The 14,533-nt window shown below is 72.8% G+C and carries 13 protein-coding genes; 9 read left to right on the forward strand and 4 right to left on the reverse strand.

Annotated features, from left to right (window positions below; translation table 11 throughout):
* The first annotated feature begins 53 nt into the window (after nt 1–53).
* Both ABEA43_RS49905 and ABEA43_RS49910 read left to right on the forward strand, forming a co-directional pair.
* Nucleotides 54–710 carry a response regulator transcription factor gene (locus tag ABEA43_RS49905; protein ID WP_345573153.1) on the forward strand — a complete coding sequence of 219 codons (657 nt, stop codon included), beginning with the start codon at nt 54–56 and terminating at the stop codon, nt 708–710.
* Nucleotides 707–1,864, forward strand: a complete 1,158-nt coding sequence (locus ABEA43_RS49910; RefSeq protein ID WP_345573154.1) for a sensor histidine kinase — start codon at nt 707–709, stop codon at nt 1,862–1,864. Before ABEA43_RS49905 ends, ABEA43_RS49910 begins: the two co-directional genes overlap by 4 nt.
* A gap of 17 nt (nt 1,865–1,881) precedes the next feature.
* Here ABEA43_RS49910 and ABEA43_RS49915 read toward each other — a convergent pair whose 3' ends face one another.
* Together ABEA43_RS49915 and ABEA43_RS49920 are read right to left on the reverse strand one after the other, a co-directional pair.
* Complete coding sequence (locus tag ABEA43_RS49915) at nt 1,882–4,716, reverse strand: NACHT domain-containing protein (protein ID WP_345573155.1); 2,835 nt, start codon at nt 4,714–4,716, stop codon at nt 1,882–1,884.
* Between the two features lie 107 nt (nt 4,717–4,823).
* On the reverse strand, nt 4,824–6,689 hold the full coding sequence (locus ABEA43_RS49920; protein ID WP_345573156.1) for a propionyl-CoA synthetase: 1,866 nt from the start codon (nt 6,687–6,689) through the stop codon (nt 4,824–4,826).
* A gap of 57 nt (nt 6,690–6,746) precedes the next feature.
* On the opposite strand from ABEA43_RS49920, the gene ABEA43_RS49925 reads away from it, so the two are divergent.
* Nucleotides 6,747–7,385, forward strand: a complete 639-nt coding sequence (locus tag ABEA43_RS49925) for a nucleotidyltransferase domain-containing protein (RefSeq protein ID WP_345573157.1) — start codon at nt 6,747–6,749, stop codon at nt 7,383–7,385.
* Nucleotides 7,382–8,140 carry a nucleotidyltransferase domain-containing protein gene (locus ABEA43_RS49930; protein WP_345573158.1) on the forward strand — a complete coding sequence of 253 codons (759 nt, stop codon included), beginning with the start codon at nt 7,382–7,384 and terminating at the stop codon, nt 8,138–8,140. The genes ABEA43_RS49925 and ABEA43_RS49930 overlap by 4 nt, the downstream gene beginning before the upstream one ends.
* 104 nt (nt 8,141–8,244) lie before the next feature.
* Here ABEA43_RS49930 and ABEA43_RS49935 read toward each other — a convergent pair whose 3' ends face one another.
* A complete protein-coding gene (locus ABEA43_RS49935; RefSeq protein WP_345573159.1) occupies nt 8,245–9,186 on the reverse strand; it encodes a GNAT family N-acetyltransferase in 942 nt (313 codons plus the stop codon).
* Nucleotides 9,187–9,316: 130 nt separating this feature from the next.
* Between ABEA43_RS49935 and ABEA43_RS49940 the strand changes: the two genes are divergently transcribed.
* Together ABEA43_RS49940 and ABEA43_RS49945 are read left to right on the forward strand one after the other, a co-directional pair.
* Nucleotides 9,317–10,246, forward strand: coding sequence for a hypothetical protein (locus ABEA43_RS49940; RefSeq protein WP_345573160.1), 930 nt, complete (start codon nt 9,317–9,319; stop codon nt 10,244–10,246).
* A 44-nt stretch (nt 10,247–10,290) separates the two neighbouring features.
* Nucleotides 10,291–10,806: a hypothetical protein gene (locus tag ABEA43_RS49945; protein ID WP_345573161.1), complete on the forward strand. Its 516-nt coding sequence runs from the start codon at nt 10,291–10,293 to the stop codon at nt 10,804–10,806.
* Nucleotides 10,807–10,910: 104 nt separating this feature from the next.
* On the opposite strand, the gene ABEA43_RS49950 is transcribed toward ABEA43_RS49945, so the two are convergent.
* Entirely contained in the window at nt 10,911–11,705 is a 795-nt protein-coding gene (locus ABEA43_RS49950) for a class I SAM-dependent methyltransferase (RefSeq protein WP_345573162.1), read from the reverse strand.
* A gap of 155 nt (nt 11,706–11,860) precedes the next feature.
* Between ABEA43_RS49950 and def the strand changes: the two genes are divergently transcribed.
* The 3 genes from def to ABEA43_RS49965 are packed head-to-tail and all read left to right on the forward strand — an operon-like array spanning nt 11,861 to nt 14,424.
* Nucleotides 11,861–12,400 carry a peptide deformylase gene (def, locus tag ABEA43_RS49955; RefSeq protein ID WP_345573163.1) on the forward strand — a complete coding sequence of 180 codons (540 nt, stop codon included), beginning with the start codon at nt 11,861–11,863 and terminating at the stop codon, nt 12,398–12,400.
* Between the two features lie 7 nt (nt 12,401–12,407).
* Nucleotides 12,408–13,019, forward strand: a complete 612-nt coding sequence (locus ABEA43_RS49960) for a helix-turn-helix domain-containing protein (protein WP_345573164.1) — start codon at nt 12,408–12,410, stop codon at nt 13,017–13,019.
* Complete coding sequence (locus ABEA43_RS49965; protein ID WP_345573165.1) at nt 13,012–14,424, forward strand: pyridoxal phosphate-dependent decarboxylase family protein; 1,413 nt, start codon at nt 13,012–13,014, stop codon at nt 14,422–14,424. Before ABEA43_RS49960 ends, ABEA43_RS49965 begins: the two co-directional genes overlap by 8 nt.
* Nucleotides 14,425–14,533 lie beyond the last annotated feature (109 nt).

Below are 14,533 nucleotides of genomic sequence, written 5' to 3' on the forward strand. Positions count from 1 at the left end.
CGTTATGCCGATCAGGTCAGACTGTGCGGCATCTAAGATCTTTTGGGGGCGCGGTGCGCGTTTTGATCGCCGAGGACGAGCGGATGCTCGCCGACTCCATCGCCGAGGGGCTGCGGGGTGAGGCGCTGGCCGTGGACGTCGCCTATGACGGGGACGCGGCGCTCGAACGCCTCGGCGTGCACGACTACGACGTGCTCATCCTCGACCGGGACCTGCCGTCGGTGCACGGGGACGAGGTGTGCAGGACCGTGGTCGAGCGGGGCTGGCTGGTCCGGGTGCTCATGCTGACCGCCGCGGGCGACGTGCGGTCGCGGGTGACGGGCCTGTCGCTGGGCGCGGACGACTACCTGCCGAAGCCGTTCGCGTTCGAGGAGCTGGTCGCCAGGGTGCACGCGCTCGGGCGGCGGGCCAGGCGGGCCGATCCGCCCATGCTGGAGCGGGCCGGCGTACGGCTGGACTGGGCGCATCGGCAGGTGTTCCGCGAGGGCCGGTACGTGCCGCTGGCGCGCAAGGAGTTCGGCGTGCTGGCCGAGCTGCTGCGGGCCCAGGGGGCGGTGGTGTCGGCCGAGAACCTGCTGGAGAAGGTGTGGGACGAGCACATCGACCCGTTCACGAACACGGTGCGCACGACGATGATGAAGCTGCGCAAGAAGCTCGGCGAGCCCCAGGTCATCGAGACCGTGCCCGGCTCCGGGTACCGGATCCCATGAGCGTGCGCCTGCGCTTCGCCCTGTCCTGCGCGGCGGTGACGCTCGTGGTGAGCGGGCTCGTCCTGACCGGCGTCTACCTCGTCGTACGCCAAAGCCTCGAATACCGTCCCGGCCTCGTCACCCCCGAGTACATCGAGGTCCGCGACCGGGGATACTTCCCCAGGTACGAGGACCACTACGAGGTCGCCAGGCAGCGGGTCATGCAGGTCAGGACCATCTACCAGCGCGAGACGCTGTCCAACGTGCGCACGATCGGCGGGATCGGCGTGCTGGCGGCCACGGGCGCGGCGTTCGGGCTGGGCTGGCGGGCGGCCGGCTGGGTGCTGCGGCCCCTCAAGCGGGTCACCGAGAACGCCCGCCGCATCGCCCAGAGCGGCGACCTGGCCGAGCGCATCGGCTACGAGGGCCCGCGCGACGAGGTCAAGGAGCTGACCGAGATCTACGACACCATCCTGGGCCGGCTGGCGCGCTCGTTCGACGGGCAGCGCAGGTTCGTCGCGAACGCCTCCCACGAGCTTCGCACGCCGCTCACGATCAACAGGACGCTGGTGGACGTGGCCGTGCGGCGGCCGGACGCGACGGACGACGTCAAGCGGCTCGGCGAGTCGCTGCTGCTGGTCAACACCCGCCACGAACGGCTCATCGACGGCCTGCTGGCGCTGACCGAGGGCGAGCAGGCGGTGCTGGACCGGCGGCCGTTCGACCTGACGGACGTGGCCGAGCACGTGCTCGACCAGGCGGCGGCCGAGGCGGCCAAGGGGGAGGTGACCATGCACCGGCTGCTCGACTCGGCTCCGACCACGGGCGAGGCGGTGCTGGTGGAGCGCCTGGTGCAGAACCTGGTGGAGAACGCCGTCCGGCACAACCAGCCCAAGGGCGAGGTGTGGGTGACGACGCGGCGGCGGGCCGATCAGGTCGAGCTGGTCGTGGCCAACACCGGGCTCCAGGTGCCGGCGTACGAGATCGAGACGATCTTCGAGCCGTTCCGGCGGCTGCACGGCGACCGGTTGCGCTCCGATCGGGGCAGCGGGCTGGGGCTGTCGATCGTCCGGGTGATCGCGGAGGCCCACGGCGGCACGGTGCTGGCCAGGCCGCGGGACGAGGGCGGGCTGACGATCACGGTCGAGCTCCCCGCCGACCAGGCCGTCCCCTGAGCCCCTGAGCCCGCCGGTCAGGGCCCGCCGCTGGCGAGTCCGGTGTTCTGGTGGATCTCCAGGAGGGCGGTTTCGGGGATGCCGGCCTTGACGAGCTGTTCCCAGGTGGCCCGCCGGTCGCCGGGGTCGGCGAGCATGGCGGCCAGCAGCGGCCGCAGCTCGGCGTGATCGGCCCCTTCCTCCGCCCACAGGGCCCCCAGCGCCCGGTGCATGGCCGGCGACCTGACGGCCACCGTCCGCAGCAGCTCCCCGACGAGGCCGACGCGGTCGCGGTAGGGCAGGTCGCGCCCCTCTCCCAGCGCGCCGAGCAGCAGGTCGAGCAGTCTGCGGTGGCGCGGCGTGTGGCCGGTGGCGACCGCGACCACGACGTCGCCCATCCCGCTGGTCTCCTCGCCCCCGAGCACGACGTCCTCCACGTCTCCTTCCACCACCCGGTGCGCCGCCAGCGCGGTGACCAGCCCGCTCCAGCCCTCCTGCCCGAGCTGCCCCTTCCACAGGTGGTTCAGCGCGGACCAGCGCTCCATGGGGTCGGGCCCCTGCAGGATCGAGGAGACGCTGACCGGATCCTCGGAGGCGGCGACGATGAGCAGGGTGAGGTTCGCGGAGTAGGCGGCCAGCCGGCGGGTCAGCGTGTGCCGTACCGGCCGGAATCCGGTGAAGTGGCGCCTGGACCGCTCGTACAGGGAGCGGCGCAGCAGCCCGGCCAGCAGCGTCACGCAGCGGGCCCGCACCGCGGCGGGCACCTCGTCCAGCAGCTCCAGGATGAACCCGACCGTCGGCCCGCGCTCGGCCAGGCAGGAGTGGGACGTGACCGCGTAGAGCAGGTCGTCGTCCACGGCCTGCACCAGGGCCAGCGGCTCGTCCCCCGCCAGCCGGCGCCGCCTGTCGAGGTCGCGCAGCGCGTACATGGCGAGCCAGGCCACCAGGAACTCGCCGAACGTGGAGTGCAGGAACGCGTGCCCTTTCCTGCGCACGAAGAAGAACCGCTCGGTGGCCCTGCGCGCCCAGTCGACCGGCTCCTCCTGCTCTCCCGGCTCCTCCTCGCCGCCGAGGCACAGCGCGGGCAGGTCCCGGTCGAGGTCCTCGTCGGTGATGACCTGCCGGCCGCGGGCCTGCATGGACAGCGCCACCGCGCCGAGCAGCACCAGCTCCTGGTCGATCACGATCCGGTGCGCCCCGCCGGTCTCGCGTTCGGTGTAGTCACGCAGCAGCACCTCGTACAGGCGGGCGCGCCCGAGCGGGCCGTGGTCGCGCTGCAGGGCGTTGCTGCCCGCGTCGTAGAGCGCGAGCAGCAGCAGGAGCAGCGGCTGCCTGGCCATCTCGCCGTGCACGAGGGCCGCGTCGGCGGGCAGCGGCTTCAGGTCGCGCCTGGCCAGCAGGGCGCGGTTGGCCTGGTCCCAGATGTCCAGCCACTGGCGTACCTGCTCGTCCTCGAACGGCTGGAGCTGCAGCGCCAGCAGCCCGGCGGGCAGCCTGATCCGGTCGGCCACCACCGTGCGGCTGGTCACGAGGACCGCGACGGGCCGCCCCAGCCCGGCCTCCCTGCGCTGGAACTCCTGGACGCGTTCGAGGTAGTCGTAGCGGTTGACGCCGCCCTGGACCAGCTCGTCGAACCCGTCCAGCAGGATCACCGGCATCGCGCCGTCCCCCGCGGCCACCAGGTCGGCGTAGCTGACCTCCTCGCCCAGCACCGCGGCGATGGCCTGCTCGATCTGCTCGGTGACGCCCGCCCTGGGCGCCACGCCGCGCAGCTCCACCCTGATCGGCAGGAACTCCGACCTGGCCAGCCGCGCCCCGAACACCTCGGTCAGCTTGGTCTTGCCCGAGCCGGGCTCGCCCAGCACCAGCAGCGGCGCCTGGGTAGCGCGCAGCGAGGTGAGGTGCCCCACCAGGAACGCCTCGCTGTCGGGCAGCTCCCGCTGGTCCTCCCACCAGCTCCGCAGCGCGGGCGTGCACTCGCGGGTCAGCTCGGCGACCCGGAAGCGGGGGCTGAGGTAGCCCTCGCCGAGCAGCGGCAGGTAGACGTCCTCGGGTAACTTGCCGGCGATGAGGAGCGGCTGGTCGAGCGCGTTGGCGGCCATCCTGGCCCGGTGGATCATGGGCCGGTCGCCCACGCGGGGCGGGGCCAGCTCGGCCAGCAGCCACGCCACCCGCGACAGCGCCGTGGCCGGCGACGGCTTGTCGGTGACCAGGCTGCGCACGGCGAACTCGTGGCTGTCGAGCGCCAGCGACCGGTAGTCCTCGTCGTAGATGCGCAGCGCGTGGACGGGCGGCCCTTCGGCGAGCATGCGCGGCAGCAGGAGCTGGTCGTCGACCGGCAGCTCGTCCCAGACCGTCAGGCCGCCGACGTATCCCGCCATGGCCTCGGACATGCGCAGATAGGCACGTTCCACGGCCAGGCGGGTCTCCGCGTACGGGACGTGCGGCTCGGGCGTGGGCAGCCGTTCGAGCAGCAGCGCCGCGACCAGCCTGGCGAACCGCTCGGGGGTGGGCACGCCGTGCGCGAGCTTGCCCGCGCGGTCGAGCTGCTCCAGCGTGAACGGCAGCTTGGCCTCGCCGAGCGCCTCGAAATAGGCGGCGACGACGACCACGGCGTGCGCGGCGGCCAGCCGCTGCGTGCGGGTGAAGCGGTCGACGCCGCTCTTCAGGTCCGGCAGGCGGTGCACGACGTCCTCGCCGTAGCGGACGATGTCGCCGCGCATGTCGGCCAGGCCGGACACGAGCTGCCCGCCGCCCGCCAGCGCCCAGCCGGTGCGTGCCGCGGCCGAGGCGAACCCGACCACCTTGACGAGCCTGCCGTCCTTGCATCCGAGAATCCTCAGGGCGTCGGCGTAGCTCGGTGTTTCGATCATGGCCTTCTCCCGGGGACTGGGGGATGTCCCATCATGCGCTGTACGCGGCGATCGCGCAGGCTCCTTGCCCTGGATGATCTGACGCCGGCGGCTTCGTTACCTGCCCGTCATGTTCCCTTCAGCGCTTCGGCTATCTCCGGCAGCGCCGCCGGATCCTCGATCGTGGACGGCGCGGTGTAGGGGTTTCCGTCGGCGATGTCCCGCATCGTGGCGCGCAGGATCTTGCCCGAGCGGGTCTTGGGCAGCCGGTCGACCACCACGGCGCGGCGGAAGGCGGCGACGGGCCCGACGCGCTCGCGTACCAGGGCGATCAGCTCGCGCTCGACGTCTGCCGGGTCGCGTGCCGCGCCTGCCTTCAGCACCACGAACCCGACCGGGAGCTGGCCCTTGAGCTCGTCGGCGACGCCGATCACGGCGCACTCCGCGACGTCCGGGTGCCCGGCGATGGCCTCCTCCAGCGAGCCGGTCGAGAGCCGGTGCCCGGCGACGTTGATCACGTCGTCGATGCGGCCCATGACGTAGAGGTAGCCGTCGGCGTCCACGTGGCCGCCGTCGCCCGTGAGGTAGTGGCCGGGGTAGCGCTCCAGGTAGGAGCGGGCGAAGCGGGCGTCGTCGTGGTAGAGGGTGGGCAGCGCGCCGGGCGGGAGCGGCAGCTTGACGGTGACCGCGCCTTCCACGCCCGGCGGGCACTCCTGGCCGGCGGGGTCGAGCACGCGTACGTCCCAGCCGGGCACCGGCTTGGTGGGCGAGCCGGGCTTGAGCGGCAGGAGCTCGATGCCGACGCAGTCGGCGGCGATCGGCCAGCCGGTCTCCGTCTGCCACCAGTGGTCGATGACGGGGATGCCGAGCAGGTCGGAGGCCCAGTGGTAGGTGTCGGGGTCGAGTCGTTCGCCGGCCAGGAACAGGTACCGCAACCCAGACAGGTCATATTTTTTCGTGAAAAGTCCGGACGGGTCCTCTTTCTTGATGGCCCTGATCGCCGTCGGCGCGGTGAACAGCGTCCGCACGCCGTGCGTGGCCACCACCCGCCAGAACGCCCCGGGGTCCGGCGTGCCGACCGGCTTGCCCTCGTACAGGATGGTCGTGCACCCGGCCAGCAGCGGCGCGTAGACGATGTAGGAGTGGCCGACCACCCAGCCCACGTCGGAGGCCGCCCAGTAGACCTCGCCGGGCTCGGCGCCGTAGACGTTGCGCATGCTCCAGTGCAGCGCCACCGCGTGCCCGCCGTTGTCGCGGACGACGCCCTTGGGCGAGCCCGTGGTGCCGGAGGTGTAGAGGATGTAGAGCGGGTCGGTCGCGGCCACGCTCACGCACCCGGCGGGCTCGGCCGCGCGCACGGCCGGCGCCCAGTCCACGTCACGCCCTTCCACCAGCTCGGCCGCGAGCTGCGGCCGCTGGAGGATCACGCATCGGGCCGGCCGGTGCGACGCCTGCGCCAGCGCCGCGTCCAGCAGCGGCTTGTACGCCACCACCCTTGCGGGCTCGATCCCGCAGGACGCCGACAGCACCACCTTGGGCTTGGCGTGGTCGATCCGGACGGCCAGCTCCCTGGCCGCGAACCCGCCGAACACCACCGAGTGCACCGCGCCCAGCCGGGCGCAGGCCAGCATCGCGACCACGGCCTCGGGCACCATGGGCAGGTAGATCACCACGGTGTCCCCGGCCCCGACGCCGAGGTCCCGCAGCAGCCCCGCGGTCTTGGCCACCTCGTCGCGCAGCTCGGCATAGGTGACCGTGCGCACCGTGCCGGTCACCGGGCTGTCGTAGATCAGCGCCGCCTGCCCGCCGTGACCGGCCGCCACGTGCCGGTCCACCGCGTTGTGACAGGTGTTGAGCCGCCCGTCGGGGAACCAGCGCCCGTCGCTGGTGACGGTGGCGGGCGCCACGTCCCAGTCGACGCCGAGCGCCGCCTCGGCCCAGAACGCCTCCGGTTGCTCGATGCTCCGCCGGTACACCTCGTCATAACCGCTCACTTATCGATCAGACCAGCCCACGCCCCCATGACGCAAGACCCGTGGGAAGGTGTCCGGGTGAGCGATGACATGATCCTTTCCGTCGTCACGGGTTCGCGGGCGTACGGCCTCGACACGGACACTTCGGACACCGACCGTCGAGGGGTGTTCGTGGCGCCGACGGCGGCGTTCTGGCGGCTGGACAAGCCGGCCACGCATCGGGACGGGCCGCTGCCCGAGCAGTTCTCCTGGGAGGTCGAGCGCTTCTGCGCCCTCGCGCTCGACGCGAATCCGACGGTGCTGGAGTGCCTGTGGTCGCCCATCGTGGAGGTGATCACGCCGGCCGGGAGCCGGCTGCTCGGCCTGCGCGGGGCGTTCGTGTCGGAGCGGGCGCACGAGACGTTCGCCGGATACGCCGTGTCGCAGTTCCGCCGGCTCGACCCGGCGGCGCCGAAGTGGAAGCAGGCGATGCACATGATCCGGCTGTTGCTCAGCGGCCTGCACCTGGTGCGGCACGGGGAGCCGCTGGTCCAGGTCGGGCCGTTCAGGGAGCGGCTGCTGGCGGTCAGGCGCGGCGAGCTGCCGTGGGCCGAGGTGGACGCCTGGCGGACGGCACTGGCGGCCGAGCTGGCGGCGAGCCCGAGCGTGCTGCCCGCGCGGCCGGACCGGGAGCGGGTGGAGGAGTTCTTGATGAGCGTGCGTGAGGAGAACCTGTGAACGCGGACCCCGCGGAGCTGCCGGAGTGGCTGGCCGAGATCCCGGGCGAGCAGCCGTACCCGCTGCTGTTCTCGACGGTGAGCGGCGCGCACCTGTACGGGTTCCCCTCGGTGGACTCGGACGTGGACGTGCGCGGGGTGCACGTGCTGCCGGTCGAGGAGGTGGCCGGGTTACGGCACGGGCCGCAGACGCTGGAACGGACGTGGACCCGCGACGGCGTCGAGGTGGACCTGGTGACGCACGACCTGGCGAAGTTCTGCCGGTTGCTGCTCGGCCGCAACGGCTACGTCCTGGAGCAGGTGCTGTCGCCGCTGGTGGTCACGTCGTCGCCGGCGCACGAGGAGCTGGCCGCGCTCGCCGCCGGCTGCGTGACGCGGCATCACGCCCACCACTATCTGGGGTTCGCGCGTACGCAGTGGCGGCTGTTCCTCAAGACCCAGGAGCTGAAGCCGCTCCTCTACACCTTCCGCGTGCTAGCCACCGGGACCCACCTCATGCGCACCGGGGAACTGGAGGCCGATCTGACGCACCTGTACGCGTACGGGCCCGCGTACCTGCCGGACCTGGTCGCCGCCAAGCGGTCGGCCGAGCACGGGCGCGCGCCGTCCACGATGGGGCTGGAGGCCGACGTGGAGCGGATGACGGCCACGCTGGAGCAGGCCAGGGACTCCTCGGCGCTGCCCGAGCGGGCGGCGGCCGAGGAGGCGCTGCACGATCTGGTGGTGCGGGTCCGGCTCGGCCGGCGCCGCGCGTAACGTCTCGTCCGCCGGCGCGAGCGGCCCTGTACGCGTCCAGGCCGAGCTACTCGATGTCCCCTGTCATGGGATCAAGGATGACCGGCCCGGCCCGGACGCGCGCGTCACGGCTGCGCGGGTTTCGCCGACAGGACGAGCCTGATGGCGAAGTTGCGGTAGCCGGCCCGCTCGAAGGCCCTGGCCATCGGCACGTTGCCGGTGTCGGTGTCGGCGGTGATCCGCTGCACCCCGCGCTCCGCGTGGGTGCGGGTGATCTCGGCGAGCAGGTCGTCGACGTAGCCGTGGCCGCGGTGCTCGGGCACCACGCCGAGGTAGCCGACCACGGGCCCGCTGTTGTTGGCCGACGGCAGGGCGACGCCGGCCAGGTCGCCGTCCTCCGTGTACGCCAGCCGCCACCACGACCGATCCCCCGGCATGGAACGGTATTCGCGCACGTCCTCCCTGGCCTGCGCCACCGGATCCATCGTCGCCAGGGCCTCACGGGTGTGGAAGTCGAGCGTCCCCTCCGCCACCCGCACGAACGCCGCCACGAACACCTCGTCATCGTCGTCCCCGCGGAACGTGAGCCGCTCGGAGGGCTCCGGCACGGCCTCCTCGGCGGTCCAGGCGTAGCGCAGGCGTTCCAGCTCCTCGGTCAGCCCGGCGCGGCCCGCGGCCTCCCACCGCCAGGCGATGGCCGCCGCCGCCCGCGGGTCGTCGCGCCAGCCGTTGCCGACGAAGACGTGGTACGCGGGCGACTCCCCGAACCCGGCGTGGGCGCGGCGCAGCAGCTCGGCGGCCAGGGCGATCCGGTCGGGGACCGACGGGTGGACGTACAGGCAGTCCATCGCGAGCGGCTTCGCGCTGTCGGGGAAGCTCCACCAGACGGCACGGGCCAGGATCTCGCCGTCATCCTCGCTCTCGGCGAGCCAGATGCGGTCGTAACGGTAGTTGCCGCTCTCCAGGAACGAGAGCAGCCGATCAGGGTGCGCCCAGCTGATGGACTCGTCGACGACGCAACCGAGCAGACGGTCTAGATCGGCCTCGACGGCGGGACGGAAACGCATGATTCCTCCGAGAAAGTGAAGTGGGCGCGGTGAGCACCCGGGGTAATGCCGAACATCTCAGCGCCTCCTTTCTTCGACTTTTCGGTGACGAGCGGCCACTCTAGCCCAAATATCGCGACAGGATGGGCTCGTGAGGTCCTACGACGACGACACGCTGCCTCTGCAGCCCCCGATCCGGCTGCCCGGCGAGGCCACGCTCGCGGCCGCCGTGCGCGCCGCCCCGCTGGCCGGGGAGCTGACGCCGGAAGGCGACGACGCGGAGGTCCTGGCCCTCTGGGCCGGCCACTGCCGCGAACTGCTGGCCGCCGACGAGGGCCTGCTGCTGGAGCTCATCAGGATGTTCCTGTCCAGGGAGCCGCTCAAGGGCGACGTGCCCGCGCCGCTGACGGGGCTCGGGCTGGTACGGCAGGCGGAGCCGTACACGCTGAGCTGGCTCGGCCTGTGGGCGGCGCGGCAGATCATCGCGGAGACCACCGGGCAGGACATCCCGGTCATGGGCTCGCTCACCGACCGTGACGCCGCCGCGCTGCTGCACGGCCTGCGCTCCTACCCGGAGGCCGAGCGCGGCGAGGAGCTGGCGGCGTGGCTGAAGGACAGGGAGGCCGGGGCGGCGGCGGCCGAGATCGCCGCCGCGCTGGCCACGGTCAGCCCGCTGAGCCGGGCGGTCGGCGTCGAGCTGCTGTCGTCGGACCTGGGCGAGGAGGGCCGGCTGGCGCTCTCCGGCCTGCTGGAGGAGCCGAAGCTGGGCGCGGTCGTGGCCGCCAGGACCGGGCGCGAGGACCGGCAGCCGGCTCCCGACGAGATCGCCTGGGTGCTGGTGGACATGGCGGCGGCGCTGCTGGAGTTCGGGGGCGAGACGGGCGAGGTGATCGAGTCGATCGCCATGGGGATGGACGCCGACGAGCAGGCGGGCACGATCGCGATCCTGGCGTTCGGCGATCATCCGTGGACGGGGCGGGTGCTGCGGGTGTTCATCGACCACCATCCGGACGAGCGCGTCTCGGCGGCGGCCCGCAAGGCGCTGCGGCGGCTGCACGGGCTCGCCGACGTCCGCGACTGAACCACCCGGGCGCGCGGCGGGCGGGCGCCGGTAGAGTCGGCTCGGTGACGAAGCATGTGATCTCCCCGCAGACGGGCATCCTGGGTGACGCGTTCGCGTGCGAGTGCGGCGTCGTGCTGGCCGGCCGGATGACGGCCGAGTTGCACGCCGCCGAGAACGGCCTGTGCTCGGCCTGTCTCGGCACCGCCGAGGAGGATCTGGCTCCCGGCCTGGCGCGCGGCTGCTCGGCGTGCGTGGGGACCGGGCGCCGTAAGGAGCAGATCACCTGGCAGCTCGCCTACGCCGAGGCCGAGCAGCTGGTCACGATGAGCATCGTGCGCGGCATCCTGGAGGGCTTCGACGGGCCGTTCCGGCTCTCGGAGGTGGCCGACACGGTCAGGGCGGGCCTGGGCCTGCCGGCCGGGCGGCTCCCGGTCGGGCCCCGGGTGCGCGACCTGTTGCTGGAGCTGCAGGTCGCGGGCGAGATCACCATGCTGTCGGCGCCCGACGAGATGGTCGGCACGGACATGGTCCTCTACCGCGACCCGCAGTGGCAGCGCGCCCGCACCCTCGGCCTCTGACCCGCCCCGAGGCTCGGCCCGCTCGGGCACGTGACCTGTCCCTAGGCCTGGCCCACTCGGGCACGTGATCGTCCCGAGGCCCTGCCCGCGCCTTCGCGGGGCGGTCAGGCGCGGCAGATGAGCTCGCCGTGCAGGATCGACAGCCAGCCGTCGCCGGCGGCCGCCCACTCCAGCCAGGCCTCCGAGATCCGCCGCAGGTCGGACTCCGTGGCGGCGCCGACGGCCAGGGCCTGCTCGGCCAGGGCGGAACTGAGCACCCGGTCCGCCCACATCCCGCCCCACCACGCGCGATCTTCTGGCGTGGCGAAGCACCAGGTGGAGGAGGTGGCGGTGATGTCGGTGAAGCCCGCCTCCCCGGCCCACGACAGCAGCCGCCGCCCGGCGTCCGGCTCGCCGCCGTTGCCGCGCGCGATCTTCTGGTAGAGCGCCATCCAGTCGTCCAGCGCCGGCAGCCGCGGATACCACGCGAACGCCGAGTAGTCACTGTCGCGTACGGCCACGTACCCCGTCGGCTTCGTCACCCGCCGCATCTCCCGCAGGGCCTGCACCGGGTCGCCCACGTGCTGCAGCACCTGGTGCGCGTGGACCACGCAGAACGTGTCGTCCGCGAAGTCCAGCGCGTGCACGTCCGCGACCGCGAAGTCGACGTTCGTCAGCCCCCTGGCGCGCACCTCGGCCCTGGCCAGGTCGAGCGCCCCCTCGCTCACCTCGGACGCCGTCAGGTGCCCGGTCAGCTCGGCCAGATCGGCGGTGATCGTGCCCGGCCCGCTGCCCACGTCCAGCACCTTCATGTGCGGCTTGAGGTGGGGCAGCAGGTACGCGGCCGAGTTCGCCGCCGTACGCCAGCGGTGCGAGCGCAGCACCGACTCGTGGTGGCCATGCGTGTAGACGGCATCCATCGCCGGACTCCTTCGTTCAGCTTCCGATTCCACCACCCTAGCGCCGTCTCACGATACAAGAGAGAATGTCTTGAATAATGAGACTGACGTGGACCATCGCCCGCCCCTCGTACACTTGTCGCGGAAACATCCACCATCCAGGAGAGGCGTTGGTCGTGGGCGAGGTCCGGCCGATCGTGCACGTGGGCGACCCGGTGCTGCATCATCCGTGCGAGCCGGTCACCCGGTTCGACGGCGAGCTGGCGGCGCTGGTCGACGACATGTTCGCCAGCATGTACGCCGCCGACGGTGTGGGACTGGCGGCCAACCAGATCGGCGTGCCGCTGCGCGTGTTCATCTACGACTGCCCCGACGCGGACGGCGAGCGCCACAAGGGCGTCGTCGTGAACCCCGAGCTGGAACTGCCCGGGATCGGCGAGCGCCGCCTCGACCCCGACGACGAGGGCTGCCTGTCGGTGCCCGGCCAGTACGCGGAGCTCCCCCGCCCCGACCACGCCACCGTGCGCGCCCTCGACGCCGCGGGCGAGCCTGTGACGGTCACGGGCACCGGGCTGCTGGCCCGCTGTCTCCAGCACGAGACCGACCACCTCGACGGCTACCTCTACATCGACCGGCTGCCGGCCAAGCGGCGCAAGCAGGTGCTGGCCGCGTACGAGGAGGCTCGATCCGCTATAGCGGACATTTCATCGCTATAGTGGAGGAATGGCAGGCGAAGGAGTTCTGTCCAGCGGGCTGTCGATGGCCGAGCTGGGGACGCGGATCCGCACCGAGCGGCGCACGCGCGGGTTTTCCGTGGAGCGGCTCGCGGAGCTGAGCGGCATCAGCAGGAGCATGGTGTCGGAGGTCGAGCGGGGCACGAAGACGCCGACCGTGCTGGTGCTCGACCGGCTGGCCACGGCGCTCGGCACCTCGATCGCCCGGCTGCTCGACGAGCCCGCGCACGGGGCGATGCGCGTGCTGCGCCACTCCGAGCAGCGGGTCCTGCGCGACCCGTCCGGGTGGGAGCGCCGCGTGCTGTCGCCGGTGCTGGGGGACGTGGAGTTCGAGTTCATGCGGACGACCATCGGGCCCGGGGTGGACGCGGGCGAGTTCGCGCCGCACGCACCGGGGTCGCGCGAGTACCTCGCCGTGGAGCGTGGCAGCCTGCGGCTGGTCATCGACGGGCGGCCGTACGAGCTGGGCACGGGCGACTCGGCGTACTACCCGGGCGACTGCCGCCACGCCTACGCCAACGACGGAACGACCGACTGCGTCTACTACCTCGCCATGGAGCTGGGAGGGGCCGGTCAGCACCAAGGGGGACATCATGGATGAGCTGCGCCACGCGGGCGCCAGGGCCGCCGCCATCGCGGCCGACCACCTCGCGGGCATCGCCGACCGGCCGGTGTGGCAGCCGGTGCCCGGCGCGGAGCGCGACTGGCTGGGCGGCCAGGAGCTGCCCGAGACCGGGCGTCCGCTCGATGACCTCCTGGAGGACGCGCGGGCGCACGTGCTGCCGTACCCGATGGGCAACGGGCACCCCCGCTTCTTCGGCTGGGTCAACTCGCCGCCCAACCCGGCGGGCGTGGTCGTCGAGCCGCTGGCCGCGGCCCTGAACCCGAGCTGCGCCGGCGGCGACCACGCCGGGCCGCACCTGGAGCGCACGGTGGTGCGCTGGCTGGCCGGGCTCGTCGGCTTCCCGCACCTGCCCGGCGGCGGGTTGCTGACCAGCGGGGCGTCCATGGCCACGATCATCTGCCTGGCCACCGCCCGCCGGCAGGCGGCGCTCGCCGACGGCTGGGACGTCCGCGAGGACGGGCTGTACGGGCGGCCGCCCATGATCATGTACGTGACCGAGGAGGGTCACAGCTGCCTGCACAAGGCGGCCCAGCTGCTCGGCCTGGGGGCGCGGCACGTGCGCACGGTGCCGGTGGACGGCGCGTACCGGATGGACGTGGGCGCGCTCCGTACCATGATCGCGGAGGATGTGGCCGCGGGCCTGCGGCCGTTCTGCGTGGCGGGCAGCGCCGGCACGGTCAACTCCGGCGCGATCGACCCGCTCGGCGAGATCGCCGACGTGGCCGCCGAGCACGGGCTCTGGTTCCACGTGGACGGCGCCTACGGCGCGCTCGGCATCCTGGCCGACGGCGCCGCGCCGCGGTACGAGGGCCTCGACCGGGCCGACTCGCTGGCCCTCGACCCGCACAAGTGGCTCGGCGTCCCGGTGGGCTGCGGCTGCGCGCTGCTGCGCGACCCGGCCGCCACGCGGGCCGCCTTCAGCCTGGTGCCGTCGTACCTGATCGACGACCACGCCGGCGACCTGGGCTGGCTCGCCGAGTACGGGCCCGAGCAGACCCGGCCGTTCCGCGCGCTGAAGACCTGGGCCACCATGTCGCACCTCGGGCGGTCCGGCGTCACCCGGCTGGTGAACCACACCACGGACCTGGCCCGCACGCTCGGCGACATGGTGACGCGGGCCGACGACTTCGAGCTGCTCGCCCCGGTCACCACCTCGATCACGGCCTTCCGCCACCTCCCCCGCCCCGACGGGCCGGACGCGCTCGACGCGCTCAACAGGGCCATCCCCGTAGCGGTCCAGCAGCGCGGCAACGCCTTCCTCACCGGCACCCGGCTGGGCGGGCGGGACGCGCTGCGCGCCTGCTTCCTGCACCCGGACACGACCGAGGACGACCTGACCGTCCTGCTCGACGAGATCCGCCTGGCGGCCAAGGGCCTCTGACGCCGTACACGGGCCCGTCAGCACGCGGGGCGGACGCGGGGAACCGGGCGAGCCCGGTGAGTCGCGCATCCGCCCGGGTAGGGGGTCGGCAACATCGACCCAACAGGAG

This window comes from Nonomuraea rosea (assembly GCF_039539705.1).
Classification (GTDB): Bacteria; Actinomycetota; Actinomycetes; order Streptosporangiales; family Streptosporangiaceae; genus Nonomuraea; species Nonomuraea rosea.

Coding starts and splice junctions, on each gene's coding strand:
- ABEA43_RS49965 (WP_345573165.1), top strand. CDS start 13,012: ATGGATGAGCTGCGCCACGCGGGCGCCAGGGCCGCCGCCATCGCGGCC.
- ABEA43_RS49935 (WP_345573159.1), bottom strand. CDS start 9,186: ATGCGTTTCCGTCCCGCCGTCGAGGCCGATCTAGACCGTCTGCTCGGT.
- ABEA43_RS49910 (WP_345573154.1), top strand. CDS start 707: ATGAGCGTGCGCCTGCGCTTCGCCCTGTCCTGCGCGGCGGTGACGCTC.
- ABEA43_RS49950 (WP_345573162.1), bottom strand. CDS start 11,705: ATGGATGCCGTCTACACGCATGGCCACCACGAGTCGGTGCTGCGCTCG.
- ABEA43_RS49960 (WP_345573164.1), top strand. CDS start 12,408: ATGGCAGGCGAAGGAGTTCTGTCCAGCGGGCTGTCGATGGCCGAGCTG.
- ABEA43_RS49915 (WP_345573155.1), bottom strand. CDS start 4,716: ATGATCGAAACACCGAGCTACGCCGACGCCCTGAGGATTCTCGGATGC.